The organism is Pseudomonas hormoni, from assembly GCF_018502625.1.
GTDB classification, from domain to species: domain Bacteria; phylum Pseudomonadota; class Gammaproteobacteria; order Pseudomonadales; family Pseudomonadaceae; genus Aquipseudomonas; species Aquipseudomonas hormoni.
Genome location: NZ_CP075566.1, coordinates 2,041,372 through 2,060,720 on the forward strand (window position 1 = coordinate 2,041,372; position 19,349 = coordinate 2,060,720).

Sequence of the window (19,349 nt, forward strand, 5' to 3'; positions counted from 1 at the left end):
TCAGTCCGCCTTGCTGACGGTGATGCCCAGTCGGGTCAGGGCCAGTTTCAGCGCATCGGCCAGGTTGGCTTTGGTGACCACGCCTTGCAGGTCCAGCCCCAGGTGCACGATGGTCTGGGCGATCTGTGGACGCACGCCGCTGATGATGCAATCGGCGCCCATCAGGCGAATGGCGGTCACGGTTTTGAGCAAGTGCTGGGCGACCAGGGTGTCGACGGTCGGCACGCCGGTGATGTCGATGATGGCGATTTCCGAGCCGGTGTCGACGATGCGCTGCAACAGCGATTCCATCACCACCTGGGTGCGTTGCGAGTCGAGGGTGCCGATCATCGGCAGCGCCAGTACGCCGTCCCAGAGTTTGACCACCGGGGTCGACAATTCAAGCAGCTCTTCCTGCTGGCGCTTGATCACCGCTTCGCGGGATTTCTGGAACGTGCGGATCGTGTGCATGCCCAGCGCATCGAGCAGTTCGGAGACTTCCCAGAGTTGTTCGGCCAACAGTGCCGGGTTGTCCTGGTAATGATTCTGCAACAGTGCGAACAGAGGGCCTTTCAGCGCGAAGATGAAACTGGCGGTCTGCTGCGAATCCTGGCCGAGGAGGGCGCGGCTATGGGAGAGCTTTTCCAGAAACTGGCGAATCTCGTCCCAGCCTGGTGCCGCGACATTCTGGCTGTTGCCGTTTTCAAGGCCGGCGATGATCAACTGCAGAAATTCCGACGTCTGCTGCTTCAGATCCAGCTCTTTTATATTGCGTGTGGCACCACTGGTCTCAAGGCCGTGCGCCCAATCGGCAAGCAGTTGCGCCTGAGTTGTCTTCATCGCATTGAGTGTGGTGGTTTGCAGTGCTGCCATGTGCCGTGACTCCCTGGAAGTGTGCGCCGATTCCTCAAAAAACGACCGGTGCAAGTCAGTGACATTTCTCGTATGGAATAGTTGTTTTCTCCCGCGGGATATTTTCATCCGGCGCACCGATGGAACGATGCCTGCCGCAAAGCTTCGAATTCACAAGGCCGGTGTTTCAGCCGCGCAATGTCAGTGACGAACGAGGTGCATATGACCGATCAACGTGAGCTTGAGGAAAACGCTAAAACCGCCGAACCGGAAAGTGCCGATAAAGCGGTTGACCAGAAGAATCGCAACACCGACAACGACAATGAGTTCAGCCCGGGCTTCAAGCCGCATCCGGATCGCCCGAAACCTGGCGAGGAGACGGACGCGGACATCGATACCGACGGCGGCTAGGACCGGCACAAACAAAAGACCGCCTCCATGGAGGTAATGCTGTTCACTTAAGCGCGCTTGGATCGTGCATACCTTTGTGGCGAGCGAGCTTGCTCGCGCTGGGCTGCGTAGCGGCCCCAAAAGTCTGACAATCATTGCCGATTTTTGTGAGTGCTACGCACTCAAACGGGAGCAAGCTCCCTCGCCACAGAGTTCTCAGATTCAGAGCACGCTTAGGTGAACAGCATTACCTCCATGGAGACGGTCCTTTGTTGTGGCGTGCGTTACTTGCTCGGATGGGCGGCTTGCAGTTTTTTTGCCGCATCCAGGTGCTTTTCCAGACCCGGCAACATTTTTTGCGCGAAACCTTTCAGTTCAGTGGCGCCTTTGACTTTGTCGTCGGTCACGGTGTTGGCTTCTTTCTTGAACAGTTCGATGGTGTCTTCGTGCGCCTTGACTTGATTGTTGGCATACGCGGCGTCGAACGACTCGTCACGCATGTCGAGAATCTTTTCCTTGGCCTGCTTCACCAATGTCGTGGTGTCAGGCACCTCGATGTCGTGTTTTTTCGCGATGGTCGCCAGTTCGTCGTTCGCCTTGGAATGATCGGTGATCATCATGTTGGCGAATGCCTTGATGTCGGCCGATGCGCTTTTTTCCAGGGCGAGCCGGCTGGTTTCGATCTCGGCGATGCCGCCAGCGGCCGCCTTGTCGACGAAGTCATTGGAAGTGGCCGCGAAGGCCGCGCCCATGCTGGTGCTCAAGGCTACGGCCAACGTGAGGTTGCGCAGGGTGAATCCGTCCATTGGTTATTCTCCACACAGGTTTTCATGGGCGATCAGGTGATCGTTAATCTGTGGAGGCCGACGGACGGGCAAAGGTTTTATCGGGTTTGCGACAGGACGACGAACGGACACCGCTGGTCTGATAGGCGGTCGACAGAACCTGCAGACCAAGGCCATTCTGATAGTTGGTGAACGCAATCGATCGCGTTTGCCACCGATCAACAAACGGAGGTGTTCCATGCCGGTGCCACACGACCTTTATCAGGACTTGAAACTTTCAAAGGAAGATATCCAGCAAAAACGCACCAAGGATCCGTTACTGGATTCACTGATCAACAAGTATTCGCAGGCGGACGCCGAGGTGGTAAAGGCTGAAACCGCCCAATCGGATGCGCCCAGTGATGACGCACTGAAGAAGCTCAAGGAGAAGCGCTTGCAGGTCAAGGACAAGATCGTCCAACAACTCCAGTCATCCTGACATGTCGCTCCAGCCACCGACGACCGGTGGCTGAAAAATTGGAACGGCGATAAATCCCGGCACCTCGAATGATTAGAGTCCGACTTTACGGCTCCATGCGAGGTGCCTCAATGAATGACCCAAAGTTCCCGAGCGAAGAGCAGGGCGGCTACGACCCCATCCCTACCCATCCCGAGCCCTTGAGCCCGGGGCGCACCACCGTCAACCCTGAAGATGAACCGGGTATCGACGAACTGCCGAACAACGAAGGCGCCATCCCCATGGACCAGGACGACGGCACCGACCTGGACCCGGAGCGCGTGCGGGAAGAAACCGATAACGCGGTGCGCGATGGCGAGATGGATCCGCGGTAAGCCAATCACCCCCAATATTCTGTAGGAGCTGAGCTTGCTCGCGATGACGGTCTGTCAGACACATCAATGTTAATCGTGCTGCCGTCATCGCGAGCAAGCTCAGCTCCTACAGGTTATTTCGGTGCCTGTGACAACGCGGTGCTCAACGGCAACCGCACCATATGCGTCGCCTTCAACGACCCGAAATACAACCACTCTCCATACTCACGCACCGTGGTGATCGGGGAGTAGTTGTCGCTGCTGCCGTCCTGCAGATTGGCAATCACCTTGCCCTCGACATCCAGCCCTAACGCAAACCCGCGTTTCTCCACCGGTTTGGGCAGAACGGTCATCGCCCGCACGATCATCTTGCGCACGAAGGGATGCGCTGCCGTGCCATCGAGCAGTGCGTTACGCGGGGCATACAGCGCCACCCAGAAACGATCCCTGCCATTGAACGCGAGGTTGTCCGGCAGTCCCGGCAAGTTGTCGATAAACAGATCGTGGGTGCCGGCCTTCGGACCGCTCAGCCAGTATCGACTGATGCGATAGGCACCCGTTTCGTTGACCAGCACAAACGCCTCGTCCGGTCCCAGGGTCACGCCGTTGGCAAACTCCAGTTTATCCAGCAGGACTACCGTTTTACCGGTCTGGAAGTCATAGCGCAGCAAGCGACCATCGCCGCCGTGCTCAATGATCGCCTCGCCGTCGTGGCCGTATCCGAAGCGGCTGGAAGCATCACTGAAATAGGCGTAGTGCCCGGACTTGTCGATGGCCACGTCGTCGGTGAACCCGAAGTCCACGCCATTCGCCGCCGTGGTCAGTGCGATCAATCGCCCCTGAGCGTCCAGCGACAGCAAGCCCTTGACCCCGTCAGCGATCACTAGCAAACCATTGGGATGACGTGCCAGGCCCAACGGCCGGCCGCCAGTGTCGGCCAGCACTTTGGTGACCTTGCCGTCGAGACTGGTGCGAATCAGCCGACCGTCATGCAGGCCGGTGATGAGGACATTTTCTTCCAGCAGCAAGGCTTCCGGTCCGTCGATATCGTCGGCACCCACACGCTCCACGCCTTTGAGGCGCTGGTTGTCGGCGTACGGCCCACTGGTGAGTGAAGGCGCCGGTGGCGGCATCCAGGCCACCGGTTGCACTTTGGTCGGCATCAGCAACAGAAACGCGGCAATGGCCACGATCACCAGCAGCACGACGCGGCGAAACGTGACGGTCCTACTCACACGGTGACTCCTGCCGGGGCCAGGTGCTTGTGGGCCATTTCGCGCAAGGCCAGCATCGACGCGGCCGATTCATGATCGATGCGCCGCTTCAGCAACAGACGGTTGGCGATGCGCATCGCCAAACCGCTGAACTGGTATTCCAGGGTGCGGACAAACCGCGTGCCGTCGCCCTCGGCCTCACATTCGTAAGTCACCTCCAGCGACAGGCCATGATCGCCCTGAGCGCGAGCGCTCCAGCGACGACCGGGCAAATACTCGTTGACCGCCCAGCTTAAATGCCCCTCGCGCCCGCCGGCCCGGATGTCTTCTTCAAAGCGCGACCCGGCATGCAGCGGGCCGCCCTGACCCTCGACCTTGAGCGACGACGGGTGCCACTCCGGCCAACGGGTCACGGTGCTGGCATAGGCGAGCACATCAATCGGGTTGCCGGCAATAGTGATCTGATGCTGCATGCGGGTCATGGGCGTTCTCGTCGGGTGCAGGTACGTGGGCTCGGGCTCCCAATAAAGGGTGCCGAACAGGTAGTCCGTCAGTGGAAAGACGATGTTGAAATTGCGCTCCTGCATCAGCTCCCGGCGGTGATGCAGTTCATGCAGGCGACGCATCTGACGGATCCACGGCCAGCGTGTCACCGGGTTTGAGGGCGGCAGGTGCTCGCAGGCATGGAACACTTCATAGGTCAGGTAACCGAGAACCAGACAGCCGCCGACCAGACCCGCGACGTTGGCATCGAACTGCTCGAGCAGCCACCAGATGGGCAAGGTGATGACGAGCGTATGCATCACGATCAGCCAGGCCGGGAACAGGATCACCCGCCAGTCGCGGGCGCTGTCGTAGGTCATGTGGCCGGGAGCGAAGAAGCTGTGATGGTCGCCGGCATGGCGGGCATAGAACATCCGCGCGAAGCTTTTTTTGTGATGCCCGAGGTGGCGATGCACCGTGTACACGCCCAAGTTGAAGAACAACAACGTCAGCGGTACCGCCAGCCATTCCAGCGGCAGCACCTGATGCACGCTGCTCCAGAATGCACTGATGGCCAGCAAGCCGAACAGCAGCACAAACCCGCCGTGCAGCCAGGGGTTGTAGCGTGGATGAATGTCCGCGCGATAGCGGCTGCGAAAAGCCTCGGTGGTCTGCCTCACTGCGTTCACCTGTGGTTATTGTTGTCCCAGCAGATTAGACGATCCCGCCGTTTCCGGCGGGCCGAAGCCAGGGGACACAAACGCCATGTTCCGGTGTAAAGCGGACTCAGGTCAGCGGGTTCCAGCGTTGCGACCAGTCATCGTCGGACTGGATGACTTTGCGCAGCAGGTCGAAGGCGTGTTGCAGGGTGGCCGAGTCACGGTCGCGGGAGTAAACCAGATAGGTCGGGTAGCTGAATTCCGGGGCTTTCGGCACTTGTTCCAGTACACCGCTTTCCAGGTAACTCTGCACCACGCGGGTACGAAAGTAGCCACTGCCGCCGTTTTCCAGAATGTATTGCAAGGCCAGGGGGCCGAGGTTGAAGCTCAGCGCCGCCTTGGCTTTCTCCGGTAACGCGGCATCGTGCTGACGGCGGAAGTCCTGGCCCCAGTCGATGTACACGTAGGGATCTGGCTTTCCGGCCAGGCGTACCAGAATCAGTTTTTCTTCCAGCACCTGCTCGACTTGCAGGCGCGGCCAGTATTCGGGCTGATAGACCAGCGCCGCGTCCAGCACCCCCAGTTCCAGTTGGCGCAGCAGGTTTTCCCCGTCGCGGATCTCCATGCGCAGCGCGTGACCGGGAATCTTCTCCCGCAGTTCGGTGGCCCAACTGAGCATCAACGGGTTGCACAAGCTGACTTCGCCGCCGATGTGCAGTACGTCGTGGTAACCCTCAGGCAAGGGCAAATCCCGGCGCGCGGCTTCCCAGGTTTCGACCAGTTGATTGGCGTAGACCACAAAGGCTTCGCCGTTCGGGGTCAGACGAGCACCGGCGCGGTTACGCACGAACAGTGTGCTGCCCAGTTGGTTTTCGAGTTTCTGTACACGTGCGGTGATCGCGGTCTGGGTGACGTGGAGTTTTTCCGCTGCGGCGGCGAGGCTGCCGTGGCGGACGATTTCCAGAAAGGTACGGGCGAGGTCGATGTCCATGGGGAGGCCGGTGCGGGAGGTTTGGGCATTGTAAACGGATACAGGCGGAGTCGTTTGTTGCGCCAGACTTTTGTCGAATGGGCCGCTCACAGCATCACTCAATCAACGTGGGCCGAGGCTTACTATCGGCAGCAGCGGGCAAAAGGATGCTCATACCAAGCGGCGCTGAGAGCACTTGCTTTTAAGTGGATCAGAATCGTCTATCAGTGCTGGAAAACCAGCACTGTCTATGACGAGATGGCTTACTTGCAGGCTTTAACGCGGCGCAGATCAACGTTGGTAGAGGCGCCGATGGAGGTAGTCACAGGTTGACGGACAGGCTCAGGGCGTGAGGGGGCGACTACCGCCACAGCAACGCGAGGCGGCCTAACCGGCCGGCCTGGCTCTTCGGATGTACGCATTCCTCCTGTGGCGGGCCCACGGAGCAGGACCGGAGCGAGGGCATGGCGAGCCTTAGTGAGCCACCGTACGTCAGGGGCGCAGGCGCTTGGTTACTTGGCGCTCTTCCAAGTAACCCGCCGTAAGGGCGGAACCAATAGCAGCCGTTACCGCAGCAACGGATATGTACACCATCAAAACCTCCGCCGCCGGACATATTCAAAACGCAAAACACGAACAGCCAAACGCTCCCCAGAAGCCCTGAAAGTCACTGACCGGGGCCGAAGACAACCGCGCCCGTTCATGACTGTGAGCATGCACCGCGCAAGCCCCGACGCATTGATGAACCTGCGTCGTCATCGGCGCCAGCGGTCTCCAATGGCCCGGCACATTAACCACCGGTGACCATTCCGGCACCACCGGCACGGGGGGCGGACCGAGTTTCTCGAACTCGGCGGTGCCGTAGACGATCTTGCCGTCGACAATCGTCAGCACCGACTCGATCCATTTCACCGCCTCATCCTCGATATGGAAATAGTCCGCCGATAGCGCAATCAAATCCGCCAGTTGCCCGACCTTGATCTGGCCTTTCTTGCCTTGCTCGGAAGAAAACCAGGCACTGCCGTGGGTGAACAACTCCAGTGCGGTGTCGCGGCTCAAGCCTTGCGGGTGCAACGCCAGACCACCGACGGTACGCCCGCTGACCAGCCAGTACATCGACGTCCAGGGGTTGTAGCTCGACACTCGCGTGGCATCGGTGCCAGCGCCGACGGGAACGCCTTCGGCGAGCATCCGCGCGATCGGTGGCGTGTGCTCGGCGGCCTTGGCGCCATAGCGGTCGACAAAATACTCGCCCTGGAACGCCATGCGATCCTGGATTGCGATCCCGCCGCCCAAGGCTTTGACCCGCTCGATGTTCTGTGGGGTGATGGTTTCGGCGTGATCGAAAAACCAGGGCAAGCCGTCGAACGGAATGTCGCGATTGACCTTCTCGAACACATCAAGCATGCGGCTGATGGATTCGTTGTAGGTGGCGTGCAGGCGGAATGGCCAGCGTTGCTCGACGAGGTGGCGAACCACCGGCTCCAGTTCCTGCTCCATGGTTTGCGGCAGGTCCGGACGAGGTTCGAGAAAGTCTTCGAAATCCGCCGCCGAGAACACCAGCATTTCCCCGGCACCGTTGTGCCGCAGGAAGTCGTCGCCCTGGCCGTAATGGGAGGTACTGGTCCAGTTCTTGAAGTCGGTCAGTTCTTCCTTCGGTTTCTGGGTGAACAGGTTGTAGGCGATGCGCACCGTGAGCTGTTGGTCCTTGGCCAGTTGCTGAATGACCTGATAGTCGTCCGGGTAATTCTGGTAACCGCCGCCGGCATCGATGGCGCTGGTGACGCCGAGGCGATTGAGTTCGCGCATGAATTGCCGGGTCGAATTGACCTGATACTCCAGCGGCAGTTTCGGCCCCTTGGCCAGGGTCGAGTAGAGAATCATCGCGTTGGGGCGGGCGATCAGCATGCCAGTCGGGTCGCCATTGGCGTCGCGCTGGATTTCACCGCCCGGCGGGTTCGGTGTATCGCGGGTGTAGCCGACCACTTTCAATGCAGCGCGGTTTAGCAAGGCGCGGTCGTAGAGGTGCAGCACGAACACCGGTGTGTCTGGCGCAGCTTTGTTCAGTTCCTCAATCGTTGGCAGGCGTTTATCGGCGAACTGGAACTCGTTCCAGCCACCCACCACCCGCACCCATTGCGGCGTGGGTGTACGGTCGGCCTGCTCCTTGAGCATGCGCAAGGCATCGACCAGTGACGGCACGCCTTCCCAGCGCAATTCGAGGTTGTAGTTCAAACCACCACGGATCAAGTGCAGGTGCGAGTCGTTGAGACCGGGAATCACCGTGCGACCGTGGAGGTCGATGATTTGCGTGCCCGGGCCTTGCAGCGCCATGGCCTGAGCGTCGCTACCGACCACCACGAAGCGTCCGTCCTTGATGGCGACGGCACTGGCCTGGGGTTTCTTGCGATCGACGGTGTGCAGGCGTCCGTTGTACAGAATGAGGTCGGCCGGGGTATCTGGCATGGTTTTACTCCCTGCGAATAGAGGGCTGATCCAGGCACCGACGGCACCTGCCGAAAGGCCTTGCAGCACATGTCGGCGATTGATCCCTTCGTGGTCGTCAGGTGGGGTCATGGCAGTGTTCTCCGCAAAAATTATCGGATTGAACAGCCGATGTCTGACGCATGCGGCCAGAAGGAATATAGACCGCAAATCCTCAGGGGGCGGTTTTCCAAAGGTGAAAAACGACGAATCCCGCCACAAGGGGCGGGATTCGTGTGCAGCCAGAGAGGCTCCCGAGCGCGGGAGCCGCCGTCTTAGCTCGGGAACAGCTCGGACAGTTTCATCGCCAGCATCATGTCGCCTTCAGCGCGCAGTTTGCCGCCCATGAACGCTTGCATGCCGTCGGTCGAACCGTCAACGATGCCTTCCAGGGTTTCGCCGTCCATCACCAGAGTGACCTGGGCGTCAGGGTTTTCGCCTTCTTTCAGCTCGCAGGTGCTGTCCTTGACGATCAGCGAGAAGTTCTTGGTGTCGTCGATGCGGAAACCGAAGACCAGGTCCAGACCGGCAGCAGCGGCTGGGTTGAACTTGGCTTTCATTGCTTGTACGGCATCAGCTACGGAGGTCATGGTTCGATCCTTTCTTGGTAATAAGAGCTGGGTGATTACAGCCAGGGTCACAATAGTCCGGACTCAGCGAAACGTGATGAGTTCCGGGGCTTTCAACAGTTGCAGATGCGCATGACTGTTGAAAGAAGCCAGTGCCACCTCGCGACCACGAAACTTCAGGTGGTTGAGCGAGGTGTTGACGATTTGCCAGTTAAGTTCAAACGCCTGTCTGGCAGGCATTTGCGTAATGAGGTGGAGCAGGGCGGTGATGGTGCCACCGGAGGTGAACACGGCGATTTTCTGTGAGTTGTCGGCGCTTTCGAGGATCCGGTGCAGACCGGCCTGCACCCGCTCGACAAAACCCAGCCAGCTTTCAAGGCCCGGGGTGTCATACGTGCCGGCGAGCCAGCGCTCGATGATCAGGGCAAAAATACGCTGGAATTCGGCACGGTTCTGCGCGGCGTTGCGCAGGATCTCCAGCGCTTCGGGTTCGTCGTCGAGCATGGCCGGCAACAGCGCGCGGATTACCGCATCGGCATCGAATTCGTTGAAGGCGGAATCGGTTTCCACGATCGGCACCGGCAAACCTGCGGCAGCGAACTGTTCAAGTGCGCTGCTGGCGGTGTGTTGCTGGCGGCGCAGGTCGCCCGAGAGGCAGCGATCAAAGCGGATACCCAGCCCGGCGAGGTGCTGGCCGAGGACTTCTGCCTGGCGAATACCGGTCGGCGACAGGACGTCATAGTCGTCTGCACCAAAGGAGGCCTGGCCATGTCGAATCAAATAGATACTGCCCACGTCCGCGTCATCCCGGTACGTTGAAGGTTTGGCGAGGTTATGAGGATGACGGTGAGCTGTCAATGAAAAAACATACGCTTGTTTGAAATGCCCGTTCCAGCCTGTTGCCAGAGGTTTCACGGCTGGCCGCCGGGCCGGCGCATGGGTATGCTGATGTTATCCCGCGCGCGTTATGCAGCGCATTGTATCGAGGAGTCCCTGTGGAGTTTCTGTCCGAATACGCCAGTTTCCTGGCTAAAACCGTGACACTGGTGATCGCCATTCTGGTGGTCCTGGCCAGTTTCGCGTCGTTGCGCAGTAAAGGTCGGCGCAAATCGGCCGGCCAGTTGCAAGTCAGCAAACTCAATGATTTCTACAAAGGGCTGCGCGAACGCCTGGAGCAGACCTTGCTCGACAAGGACCAGCTCAAGGCCTTGCGCAAGGTAGAGGCTAAAACCGAGAAAAAACAAAAGAAGAAACTCGAAGCCAAGCCCCGGGTATTCGTGCTGGATTTCGATGGCGACATCAAGGCATCGGCCACCGAAAGCCTGCGCCACGAAATTACCGCGCTGCTGACCTTGGCGACGCCAAAGGATGAAGTGGTGCTGCGTCTGGAAAGCGGCGGCGGCATGGTCCACAGCTACGGCCTGGCGTCCTCGCAACTGGCGCGCATTCGTGAGGCCGGCGTGCCGTTGACCGTGTGCATCGACAAGGTCGCGGCCAGCGGCGGCTACATGATGGCGTGCATCGGCGACAAGATCATCAGCGCCCCGTTCGCGATACTCGGCTCGATCGGCGTGGTGGCGCAGTTGCCGAACGTCAATCGCCTGCTGAGGAAGCACGACATTGACTTTGAAGTCCTCACTGCCGGCGAATACAAGCGCACCCTGACCGTGTTTGGCGAAAACACCGAAAAGGGCCGTGAGAAGTTTCAGGAAGACCTGGACGTCACCCATCAGCTGTTCAAGAACTTTGTCTCGCGCTATCGCCCGCAACTGGCGATCGACGAGGTGGCCACTGGCGAAATCTGGCTCGGTGTTGCCGCGCTGGACAAGCAACTGGTCGATGAACTCAAGACCAGTGATGAATACCTCGCCGAACGAGCGAAGAAATCCGAGCTCTATCACTTGCACTACGCCGAACGCAAAAGCCTGCAGGAGCGCATTGGCATGGCAGCCAGCGGTTCGGTCGATCGCGTCTTGCTGACCTGGTGGAGCCGGTTGACCCAGCAACGCTTCTGGTGATTTTCAAAGCGAGATTGTTCTGACCATAAAGCCGTGGCACGTCCACGGTTTTTTTTGCTCTCTGAAACGGTGCACTTTCCTTCCACACTCAGCGAAATGTCCTAAAGCCGCTGTCGCTTACTCCCGCTGTAGAAGGGGCCGAAGCCGGATAGGGTGATATTCCTTAATCGACTGCAAGGGAATGCACCATGAAAGAACACGATGAAGAAGCCGGCCCTCATCCGGCCTCGAACTGGCGAATGCGCGACGAACTGAAAGACCTCGTGGACATCGCACTGCCCCAAACCCCTGGTCAGTTCGGCGAGCGCCAGATCAAGGAAAAATGGGGGCACGACATCGACCCACGGACCGCCATGCTGGTAACGCTCGATTACGATTACAAGGGGCATCCTGCACAGGACGGCATCCACCAGGGTCAAGTCAATAACTCACAATCATTGCTACAAACGCTACTCCTTGACTACCAGACTGTCGCCGATGGCCGATTCGGTGAAAATGTATTCGGCCTGCTGACCCCGCCTGACATCGGACCGAACATTCGCATCGTGGAAAAGGTCGATGAATTCGCCGATCGGGGCAGCGGCAACCACCGGGCTTATGAAGGCATTTATCGGCAGACCGTTCCGCAAATCTACGGGCCGACAACGCAGATTGCCTTGCGACCGGCCGACTTCAAGAAGTGGGTCTGGACCCTTGAATTGCAGGATTTGTACTGCGCCTATCTTGATCGCGCCTGGCCGTCCGACGCAGTGCTTACGGCTCCTGCGCCTTATGCCTTGAGGACGGCGGTCAAGTCGGCTTTTGTCTTGAGTGCCTGGCTGCAGCGTCATGAGCAACGGCTGAGTCAGGATGGTTTGAAGCTTGCGTTGCAGGCTGCTGGGTTATCAGTTGATCAGACGTGGGAAACGCTGACGATCAACCAACTCCAAGCTGCAGTCCCGGTGACTTCCAGGGTGAAGGCAAGCCGCTTGAAACTCTATCGGTATACCGCAACCGATATCTGGACCTTTCGCAGCCCGTCCAGCGCCAGGGTGCTGGTGTACATTCCCGGTAACTCGTCACCGCTGCATGAATTCGCCGATGTCGGGAAATTGCGCCAATGGATTGTGGCGCAAGGGCGCGTGAACGAAACCAGGCAGGCGCTGGCAGGACACTTTGCCGATGCGGATTGCAAAGATGAAACCTTTCACGCAGGTGTACTGACTGCACTGGACGGCATGGCGGACTGGCCTAAAGAACACTGGCTGACGAAAGAGGCCGGCTTCTTCAACAACGATGGCTACTGGGATCCCGCCGAGTACATCGGCTTCGATGACACGCCGACAACAGCCGATGTTTTTGCACAATTGGTTCTGACGATGAAGCAGACGGCATTGGCCAGTGTCGCAACCATCCGTGATGATGCGCAGGTCAATCGCGACAATCTGAGTGCCGTTGTCGAGCCGATCGTGCAGTGGGTCAACCGCTTCGGCCCTCTGGCGTTGTTCGTCCCCGGCGGCGAAGGTTTGCTGGCACTGGCCGGGCTAATCGACGCGGGCTACGGGCTGAATCAAGCGGTGAATGGTGAAACCGCGAGTGAACGCTCCGAGGGCGTGACGCGTGCGGTGTTTGGCTTGCTCAACGCGCTGCCGCTGGTGAGGGATGCGGCCCTGGCGGAGGGCGACGCGGCGGAAATCGGAGCGGTGAAGAGCACCGATCATGGGGCTGGCGAACCTTCGATGGCACCCACTGCAATCGAGCTGCCCGTGCAGGCGACTCACCCTGTCCCGAACCGGGTAGCACTCCTGCGCGGAATCGATCCTTCGATGGCGTCTTTCAGTGATGAAACGCTCGCGCAGATCGGCAAGGTCAGTGCGATCGATGACGACATGCTGCGCCTGATGCAGACGGGGCGCCCGCCGACGCCGTTGCTGGCGGATACGATCAGCCGTTTCAGGATCGACCAGGATCTGGCGCTGACCGGCCACCCCGAACTGTTCAACACCCACTACGAAGCACTCCAGCACTCCGGGCACGAATGGGTGCGGTTGTTTCAAGACGAATACCCGGGACTGCCGAAAAGCGCCATCGAACAGATGCTCGATCGCTATGGCGTAGATATTCAGGCACCACCCGATGCCTCCGAGGCCATGCAGGTGTTCAAACGCCTGGACAGCAAGGCTCGCCAGTATCAGCAGCATGTGCGGCTCAATCGCGCGTACGAGGGTTTGTACCTTCGCTCGGTGCTCAATCCGGAGTCGGACACGCTGGCCTTGCACTCGCTGAAAAACCTTTCCGGTTGGCCGCGGAATCTGCGGATCGAAGTCCTGGATCAGTCAACCTTCGGTCAGGTGCTGGACCGTAGCGGCCCACTCGATGCAACGGATGTTCGACGCCTGATCAAGTCGCAAGACCACTACCTCCACAAGGGACTGGAAACCGATTTTTTCGGCGCGCTTCTCGGAGTGTTATCGGACGATGAGCGTTCGGCGCTACACCTGCCGTTGCTCGATCAGGCCAGTGACTTACGGTTGAAGATCGGAGAACACGCGTTGCCCCGGTCCGAACTCATGCTCGGGTTGGGGCGGATGGACGCCAGGCTGCCTTTTGAGGCCTGGGGACTCAAGGGTGGAGGCTCCCCGGGCATTCCGCCGTTTTCAGCGTTGACACACGACATGATGCGGCTGCAGGTCAAGGACATTTACCCCGACTTCAGCAACGCTGAAGCCGATGAGTTTTTGCAACAGGCGGGTGCACGGGCCCAGGCGCACATTGATGGGTTGAAACAGCAATTTCAGCAATTGAACAGCGATCTGGACAGTTGGATCGATCAGGCAGCCGACGACGTCGAAGACATGGACCTTCCATTTCTGCTGGCCGGTGATGACGAGGCCCAGGGGATGAGCCACGCGCAGATCGCCGCCCATAACGTGGCGTTGCTGCAAGAATCGCTACAGGACGAGCGGGCACTGAGGACCGAACTGGCGGACGAATTGATTGCCATCTGGCAAAAGCGTGCGCCGGGACAAGGTAGCCACTATTCAGGCAGCTACTCGGCCGGGTTCACAATGCATATGAATTTTGAGGATTTCCATCGCTTGCCAGCCCTGAATGTCCGCCTCAACGAGGTGACCGGATTGTCGATGCAAGGTTTTCACGTGGTCGAGCGAGAAAGCCTTGATGGTTTCCTGGAATCCTTTCCGAATCTGCGCATCCTGAATCTGGACAGTGTCGATCTTCGTCTTCCCGACGAGGACGAAGAGCTGCAAAGCGTCTTGCCGCCCGCCATCACCAAAATGCGCCATTTGATTTCGTTGAATCTCAGGGCGGCCGAAATGGAACTGAAAGAAGCCACAGCTTCGCAGTTTTCCGGGTTGGTCCATTTGCAGGCGCTGGACCTGAGTGACAACCCGCTAACGATACCGCCTGTGGTTCTCGGAATGAGTGAACTGCGCTGGCTGAACCTGCGTAATACACAAATTGGCTCGTGCCCGATCGGAATCATGGATCAACCGTATCTGAACACGCTGGACTTGCGAAATAACCGGATAGCCCGAGTGCCTCACGCCGTAGTCAACCAGGCCATCGGGCGGGACCGCGTTCTGCTGCAGGGCAACCCGCTGACCGACGAGGACACGTTGTTGCGTCTTGTGGCGCATCGGCAGCAAACGGGGATCAACCTGTGGTTGAGCGAGCCCGGCCCGGACTACGGCGACGTCATCGGGTGGCTGCGGGAAGGCGATGACGAACAACGCCAGGCCAGACGCTTGATCTGGCAGCGGCTGGCAGCCAGGCGGCAAGGGCCGCGCTTTTTAAGAACCATGGACGGTTTGAGTTTGACCGCGGATTTCCGCGTGGATTATCTGTCGCTGCAGGCGAGGGTCTGGCGACTGCTGGGCGAAGCCGATGCTTCAGAGGAGTTGTGGGCGCGCCTGGCCGAGGATGTCGAAGTGACCGAGGCTGATGCGGACAACCCGTTTGCGGTGTTCATGGTGCTGGAGAATCGAGCGAGGCTGTTTCGGGACTGGGTGTCCCTGGGGCGACCGTTTCCAGTCAATGCAAGGTAGGGCGCGTACCTTGAACCCCTGAAAAGGGGTTCAAGGTGTGACGATCAACGACGACGGAACAGCGGTAGCGGTTCGTCGGTGGCGGCCTGATAGGTCACCGAGAAGTCCCTGAGACCTTCAAGGGCTTCGTACGGGTCTTTGTCGGCGCGAATGGCAAATGCGTCGAAACCGCAGCGATGCATATAAAACAGCTGGTCACGCAACACATCACCAATCGCCCGAAGTTCACCTTTGAAACCGTAACGGTCACGCAGCAGGCGGGCGTTGGAGTAGTTGCGGCCGTCGGTGAAGGCCGGGAAGTTCAGGGCGATGACCTGGAAGTCCGTGACGTCTTCACCGATTTCTTCGGCTTCTTCATCGGCATCCAGCCACACACCCAGGCCGCCATCGCGGGCCTTGAGCATGCGGCCGTGTTCGCGCCACAGCTGCAACGGGACGATCAGGTCGTCGCAGTTGCTGATCTCGTCGATGTTGAAGTCCTTGGGCAACAGGTGCCAGGTTTCGTCGACGACTTCGTTGTTTTTAATGATTCGCTGCATAGACGCGTTCCTTGAAGAGGTCGATGCCAATACGCTGGTAGGTGTCGATGAAGCGCTCGTCTTCGGTACGTTGTTCGATGTACACGTCGATCAGCTTTTCGATCACATCAGGCATGGCTTCCTGGGCAAAGGACGGGCCGAGGATCTTGCCCAGGCTCGCATCGCGACTGGCGCTGCCGCCGAGGGACACCTGGTAGAACTCTTCGCCTTTCTTGTCCACTCCGAGAATGCCGATGTGGCCAACGTGGTGGTGACCACAGGCGTTCATGCAACCGGAGATGTTCAGGTCCAGTTCACCGATGTCGAACAGGTAGTCCAGGTCGTCGAAACGGCGCTGGATCGATTCGGCGATCGGGATCGACTTGGCGTTGGCCAGCGAGCAGAAATCACCGCCAGGGCAGCAGATGATGTCGGTCAGCAGACCGATGTTCGGCGTGGCGAAACCTTGCTCGCGCAGTTCGCCCCACATGGCGAACAACTGGCTCTGTTCAACGTCGGCCAGAATGATGTTCTGCTCGTGGGACGTGCGCAGTTGACCGAAGCTGTAACGATCGGCCAGGTCGGCCACGGCGTCGAGCTGCTTGTCGGTGATGTCGCCCGGCGCAACGCCGGTCGGCTTCAGGGACAGGGTCACGGCGACATAACCCGGCTTCTTGTGCGCCAGGGTATTGCGGGTACGCCAGCGAGCGAAGCCCGGGTGTTGCTTGTCGAGTTCGATGAGTTCGGCGGCCTGGTTGTCCAGCGCCTTGTAGTCCGGGTCGACGAAGTGCTTGGCGACGCGATGCACTTCGGCCTCGGTCAGCGTGGTCTGGCCCCCGCGAAGGTGTTCCATTTCCGCGTCGACTTTTTGCGCGAACACTTCAGGTGTCAGGGCCTTGACCAGAATCTTGATCCGCGCCTTGTACTTGTTGTCACGACGGCCATAGCGGTTGTAAACACGCAGGATAGCGTCGAGGTAGCTCAACAGGTCTTGCCACGGCAGGAATTCATTGATGAACGCGCCGACCACCGGAGTACGGCCCAGGCCACCGCCGACCAGCACACGGAAGCCCAGTTCGCCCGCGGCGTTGTGCACCGGCTCAAGGCCGATGTCATGGACTTCGATGGCCGCACGGTCGGAAGTCGAACCGTTGATGGCGATCTTGAATTTACGCGGCAGGTAAGCGAATTCCGGGTGGAACGTAGTCCACTGGCGAACGATCTCGCACCATGGGCGCGGGTCGATCAATTCATCGGCGGCGACACCGGCGAACTGGTCGGTGGTGACGTTGCGCAGGCAGTTGCCGCTGGTCTGGATCGCGTGCATCTGCACGGTCGCCAGCTCAGCCAGGATGTCCGGGATGTCTTCCAGCGCCGGCCAGTTGAACTGCACGTTCTGGCGGGTACTGATGTGGGCATAGCCCTTGTCGTAGTCGCGGGCAATCTTGGCCATCATTCGCGTCTGGCGCGAAGTCAGCTGGCCGTAAGGCACAGCCACCCGCAGCATCGGCGCGAAGCGCTGGATATAAAGCCCGTTTTGCAAGCGCAGAGGGCGGAATTCTTCTTCGCTCAGCTCGCCTGCCAGATAGCGTCGGGTCTGATCACGGAACTGCTTGACGCGGTCCTCGATGATCCGCTGATCGTACTCGTCGTATACGTACATATAAGTCCTGTTCTCAGGCTTGGGCCGGTCGGATCCAGTTGCGATTTTCGCTTGCTGACATCTCCGATACTGCCTCGGCAATTCTGCGCGCACGGCCGCGCACTCCCTACGGAGCCGGGGCAAGATACCAGTTTGGAGTTATGCGCAAAAGTGATGTTTGAGTATATGTAAAGAACCAAAACGACTAACGAGAACCGTTATTGATAAACCCGTATTTGTCGTGCGGGCAATCCTCGTCTTTACTGTGGTCGAGTCTTTATGCAATCACCGATAAAACCGACAAGAGGCGATGCAATGAGCAACCCTACCAAAGCTTCAAAGCCTGACAGTACGGTCGATGCGTGGGCCATTCTGTTCCTGATCATTCTGGTCGTAGGCACCGCGGTATTCTGGGTCAGCCATCAATAACCGACCCCGTCCGGGCCAGACTCTGACGATTGTCGGACAGAAGCCGGAATAAACGCCGTTTTACGGAGGTTCGCTGGCTATAATGCGCAGCGAATTTCCGGGGGCTCGGACGATCAATGCTGAAGTTCTTCTACACCTTCCTGCTGATGCTGGGCACCACTTACGGTCCTGTTGCGCGTGCGGAATCGGTGTTGTTCCTGAATCCGGGCAAGGTGGATGAAGCCTTCTGGATCAGCTATTCGCAATTCATGCAGGCAGCCGCCACGGATCTGGGGATCGACCTGCGAATTCTCTATTCCCGGCGCATGCCTGAGCTTACGCTGGCGCAAGCCCGTCTGGCGTTGCAAGGCCCCGATCGGCCGGATTATCTGGTGTTCGTCAACGAACAGTACATTGCCCCGCAGGTTCTGCGTCTGGCACAGAGCAGCGGCGTGAAGCTGTTTATGGTCAACGCGTCGCTGACGGCCAATCAGATGAGCCTGTTGGGTGAGCGCCCCGATCGGCTGGGCAGCCTGGTGCCCAACGATGAGGAGGGCGGCTACCTGATGCTTAAGGAGCTGATCCGCCAGCATCCGCCCGTGGCGCCCGGTCAAGTGATCGAGTTGCTGGCGTTCTCCGGCCTGAAGATCACGCCATCGGCGCAACTGCGCGAGCAAGGCATGATGCGGGCGTTGGCCGAGCATCCCGAGGTGCGTTTGCGGCAACTGGTTTACAGCGGCTGGACCCGGGACCGTGCCTATGAGCAGGCGAAATTGCTGTTGCGGCGCTACCCGAAGGTGTCGCTGGTGTGGTCCGCCAATGACGAAATGGCGTTTGGCGCCATGCAAGCGTATTCAGAGACGGGCGGCGTGCCCGGAAAGGACGCGTTGTTCAGCGCGGTCAACACCTCTACCGCCGCGTTGAAGGCGAAAGTGGATGGACGATTGAGCGTCTTGTTGGGCGGAAATTTCACCCTGGGTGGCTGGGCTCTGGTGGAATTGCATGACCTCGATCGGGGCGTGGACATCAGCCAGTATGGCGGCCGTGATCGTCAGATTCCGCTGCTGCAACTGATCGACAAGTCAACCGCCAGGCGAATGCTGGCCATGGGTGACTCGCCGGACTACGGCGTGGACTTCCGTCGCCTGTCGGCCAAGGGCCGCCCGACGTCCTATCGCTATCCGTTCAGCCTGCAAACCCTGATGCGCTAAACGCCTGCCAGCAGCAGCACCAGTTGCACAATGCCGAAGAGCGCCAATGCGAACACGGCCGTGAACAGAATCCCCAGAATCACAAAATGACTGGGCTTGCCGTGAGTGAAATCCCGGGCCCGGTTCTTCCCGCTCTGCACCCCGAACGCCGCCGCCATGACGCTGTGCAGCATCTGCCAGAACGTGGGCGGCTTGTTGTCGACAGGATCGTCCATAAACCCCTCTTCACGGATGTGTGAGTGGTAAGCATAGACAATGCCGCAGCGATCGCTCCACACGAATTCCGTAGGAGCGAGGCTTGCCCGCGAAGA

At 59.2% G+C, this 19,349-nt stretch carries 17 protein-coding genes and 1 pseudogene; 7 read left to right on the forward strand and 11 right to left on the reverse strand.

Features of this window, described 5'->3' with window-relative positions:
* Positions 1 to 852 carry an STAS domain-containing protein gene (locus tag KJF94_RS09630; RefSeq protein WP_214382896.1) on the reverse strand — a complete coding sequence of 284 codons (852 nt, stop codon included), beginning with the start codon at positions 850 to 852 and terminating at the stop codon, positions 1 to 3.
* A 201-nt stretch (positions 853 to 1,053) separates the two neighbouring features.
* On the opposite strand from KJF94_RS09630, the gene KJF94_RS09635 reads away from it, so the two are divergent.
* On the forward strand, positions 1,054 to 1,242 hold the full coding sequence (locus KJF94_RS09635; RefSeq protein WP_214382898.1) for a hypothetical protein: 189 nt from the start codon (positions 1,054 to 1,056) through the stop codon (positions 1,240 to 1,242).
* Between the two features lie 263 nt (positions 1,243 to 1,505).
* On the opposite strand, the gene KJF94_RS09640 is transcribed toward KJF94_RS09635, so the two are convergent.
* Positions 1,506 to 2,027 (reverse strand): DUF4142 domain-containing protein, encoded by a 522-nt coding sequence (locus tag KJF94_RS09640; protein WP_214382900.1) that lies wholly within the window; start codon positions 2,025 to 2,027, stop codon positions 1,506 to 1,508.
* 217 nt (positions 2,028 to 2,244) lie between these two features.
* On the opposite strand from KJF94_RS09640, the gene KJF94_RS09645 reads away from it, so the two are divergent.
* Positions 2,245 to 2,484 (forward strand): DUF465 domain-containing protein, encoded by a 240-nt coding sequence (locus tag KJF94_RS09645; RefSeq protein WP_214382902.1) that lies wholly within the window; start codon positions 2,245 to 2,247, stop codon positions 2,482 to 2,484.
* Between the two features lie 110 nt (positions 2,485 to 2,594).
* Positions 2,595 to 2,837 carry a hypothetical protein gene (locus KJF94_RS09650; RefSeq protein ID WP_214382904.1) on the forward strand — a complete coding sequence of 81 codons (243 nt, stop codon included), beginning with the start codon at positions 2,595 to 2,597 and terminating at the stop codon, positions 2,835 to 2,837.
* 113 nt (positions 2,838 to 2,950) lie between these two features.
* On the opposite strand, the gene KJF94_RS09655 is transcribed toward KJF94_RS09650, so the two are convergent.
* The 3 genes from KJF94_RS09655 to KJF94_RS09665 form a co-directional block, all read right to left on the reverse strand.
* The gene (locus KJF94_RS09655; protein WP_375379874.1) at positions 2,951 to 3,979 is read right to left on the reverse strand and encodes an SMP-30/gluconolactonase/LRE family protein; all 1,029 of its coding nucleotides are present in this window, start codon (positions 3,977 to 3,979) and stop codon (positions 2,951 to 2,953) included.
* Positions 3,980 to 4,047: 68 nt separating this feature from the next.
* Positions 4,048 to 5,193 carry a sterol desaturase/SRPBCC family protein gene (locus KJF94_RS09660; protein WP_214382908.1) on the reverse strand — a complete coding sequence of 382 codons (1,146 nt, stop codon included), beginning with the start codon at positions 5,191 to 5,193 and terminating at the stop codon, positions 4,048 to 4,050.
* Between the two features lie 106 nt (positions 5,194 to 5,299).
* Positions 5,300 to 6,163, reverse strand: coding sequence for a LysR family transcriptional regulator (locus KJF94_RS09665; RefSeq protein WP_214382910.1), 864 nt, complete (start codon positions 6,161 to 6,163; stop codon positions 5,300 to 5,302).
* Between the two features lie 54 nt (positions 6,164 to 6,217).
* Between KJF94_RS09665 and KJF94_RS30540 the strand changes: the two are divergent.
* A pseudogene (locus tag KJF94_RS30540) lies at positions 6,218 to 6,475 on the forward strand (IS110 family transposase); the annotation flags it as partial.
* Positions 6,476 to 6,760: 285 nt separating this feature from the next.
* Here KJF94_RS30540 and KJF94_RS09670 read toward each other — a convergent pair.
* The 3 genes from KJF94_RS09670 to KJF94_RS09680 all read right to left on the reverse strand — a co-directional run bounded on the left by KJF94_RS09670 (position 6,761) and on the right by KJF94_RS09680 (position 9,990).
* A complete protein-coding gene (locus tag KJF94_RS09670) occupies positions 6,761 to 8,608 on the reverse strand; it encodes an amidohydrolase (protein WP_214384827.1) in 1,848 nt (615 codons plus the stop codon).
* A 293-nt stretch (positions 8,609 to 8,901) separates the two neighbouring features.
* Entirely contained in the window at positions 8,902 to 9,216 is a 315-nt protein-coding gene (locus KJF94_RS09675; protein WP_019690779.1) for an SCP2 sterol-binding domain-containing protein, read from the reverse strand.
* A gap of 63 nt (positions 9,217 to 9,279) precedes the next feature.
* The gene (locus KJF94_RS09680; protein ID WP_214382912.1) at positions 9,280 to 9,990 is read right to left on the reverse strand and encodes a histidine phosphatase family protein; all 711 of its coding nucleotides are present in this window, start codon (positions 9,988 to 9,990) and stop codon (positions 9,280 to 9,282) included.
* A gap of 200 nt (positions 9,991 to 10,190) precedes the next feature.
* Between KJF94_RS09680 and sohB the strand changes: the two genes are divergently transcribed.
* Together sohB and KJF94_RS09690 are read left to right on the forward strand one after the other, a co-directional pair.
* Positions 10,191 to 11,213, forward strand: coding sequence for a protease SohB (gene sohB, locus KJF94_RS09685; RefSeq protein WP_214382914.1), 1,023 nt, complete (start codon positions 10,191 to 10,193; stop codon positions 11,211 to 11,213).
* A gap of 188 nt (positions 11,214 to 11,401) precedes the next feature.
* Positions 11,402 to 15,259 carry a dermonecrotic toxin domain-containing protein gene (locus KJF94_RS09690; RefSeq protein WP_214382916.1) on the forward strand — a complete coding sequence of 1,286 codons (3,858 nt, stop codon included), beginning with the start codon at positions 11,402 to 11,404 and terminating at the stop codon, positions 15,257 to 15,259.
* A gap of 44 nt (positions 15,260 to 15,303) precedes the next feature.
* Here KJF94_RS09690 and KJF94_RS09695 read toward each other — a convergent pair whose 3' ends face one another.
* Together KJF94_RS09695 and KJF94_RS09700 are read right to left on the reverse strand one after the other, a co-directional pair.
* Positions 15,304 to 15,798 (reverse strand): DUF934 domain-containing protein, encoded by a 495-nt coding sequence (locus tag KJF94_RS09695; protein WP_214382918.1) that lies wholly within the window; start codon positions 15,796 to 15,798, stop codon positions 15,304 to 15,306.
* Positions 15,782 to 17,440 carry a nitrite/sulfite reductase gene (locus KJF94_RS09700; RefSeq protein WP_214382920.1) on the reverse strand — a complete coding sequence of 553 codons (1,659 nt, stop codon included), beginning with the start codon at positions 17,438 to 17,440 and terminating at the stop codon, positions 15,782 to 15,784. Before KJF94_RS09700 ends, KJF94_RS09695 begins: the two co-directional genes overlap by 17 nt.
* A gap of 524 nt (positions 17,441 to 17,964) precedes the next feature.
* On the opposite strand from KJF94_RS09700, the gene KJF94_RS09705 reads away from it, so the two are divergent.
* Positions 17,965 to 19,038, forward strand: a complete 1,074-nt coding sequence (locus KJF94_RS09705) for an ABC transporter substrate-binding protein (RefSeq protein WP_214382922.1) — start codon at positions 17,965 to 17,967, stop codon at positions 19,036 to 19,038.
* Here the strand turns inward: KJF94_RS09705 and KJF94_RS09710 are convergent.
* Positions 19,035 to 19,253 (reverse strand): DUF2970 domain-containing protein, encoded by a 219-nt coding sequence (locus tag KJF94_RS09710; protein ID WP_214382924.1) that lies wholly within the window; start codon positions 19,251 to 19,253, stop codon positions 19,035 to 19,037. The two genes, KJF94_RS09705 and KJF94_RS09710, sit on opposite strands and share 4 nt — an antisense overlap.
* Positions 19,254 to 19,349 lie beyond the last annotated feature (96 nt).

Bases quoted from the DNA above. Each gene is read 5' to 3' on its own strand.
- KJF94_RS09645 (WP_214382902.1), top strand. From the start codon at position 2,245: ATGCCGGTGCCACACGACCTTTATCAGGACTTGAAACTTTCAAAGGAA.
- KJF94_RS09670 (WP_214384827.1), bottom strand. From the start codon at position 8,608: ATGCCAGATACCCCGGCCGACCTCATTCTGTACAACGGACGCCTGCAC.
- KJF94_RS09675 (WP_019690779.1), bottom strand. From the start codon at position 9,216: ATGACCTCCGTAGCTGATGCCGTACAAGCAATGAAAGCCAAGTTCAAC.
- KJF94_RS09690 (WP_214382916.1), top strand. From the start codon at position 11,402: ATGAAAGAACACGATGAAGAAGCCGGCCCTCATCCGGCCTCGAACTGG.
- KJF94_RS09695 (WP_214382918.1), bottom strand. From the start codon at position 15,798: ATGCAGCGAATCATTAAAAACAACGAAGTCGTCGACGAAACCTGGCAC.
- KJF94_RS09630 (WP_214382896.1), bottom strand. From the start codon at position 852: ATGGCAGCACTGCAAACCACCACACTCAATGCGATGAAGACAACTCAG.
- KJF94_RS09655 (WP_375379874.1), bottom strand. From the start codon at position 3,979: ATGCCGACCAAAGTGCAACCGGTGGCCTGGATGCCGCCACCGGCGCCT.
- KJF94_RS09665 (WP_214382910.1), bottom strand. From the start codon at position 6,163: ATGGACATCGACCTCGCCCGTACCTTTCTGGAAATCGTCCGCCACGGC.
- KJF94_RS09705 (WP_214382922.1), top strand. From the start codon at position 17,965: ATGCTGAAGTTCTTCTACACCTTCCTGCTGATGCTGGGCACCACTTAC.
- KJF94_RS09635 (WP_214382898.1), top strand. From the start codon at position 1,054: ATGACCGATCAACGTGAGCTTGAGGAAAACGCTAAAACCGCCGAACCG.
- KJF94_RS09640 (WP_214382900.1), bottom strand. From the start codon at position 2,027: ATGGACGGATTCACCCTGCGCAACCTCACGTTGGCCGTAGCCTTGAGC.
- KJF94_RS09710 (WP_214382924.1), bottom strand. From the start codon at position 19,253: ATGGACGATCCTGTCGACAACAAGCCGCCCACGTTCTGGCAGATGCTG.
- KJF94_RS09700 (WP_214382920.1), bottom strand. From the start codon at position 17,440: ATGTACGTATACGACGAGTACGATCAGCGGATCATCGAGGACCGCGTC.
- KJF94_RS09650 (WP_214382904.1), top strand. From the start codon at position 2,595: ATGAATGACCCAAAGTTCCCGAGCGAAGAGCAGGGCGGCTACGACCCC.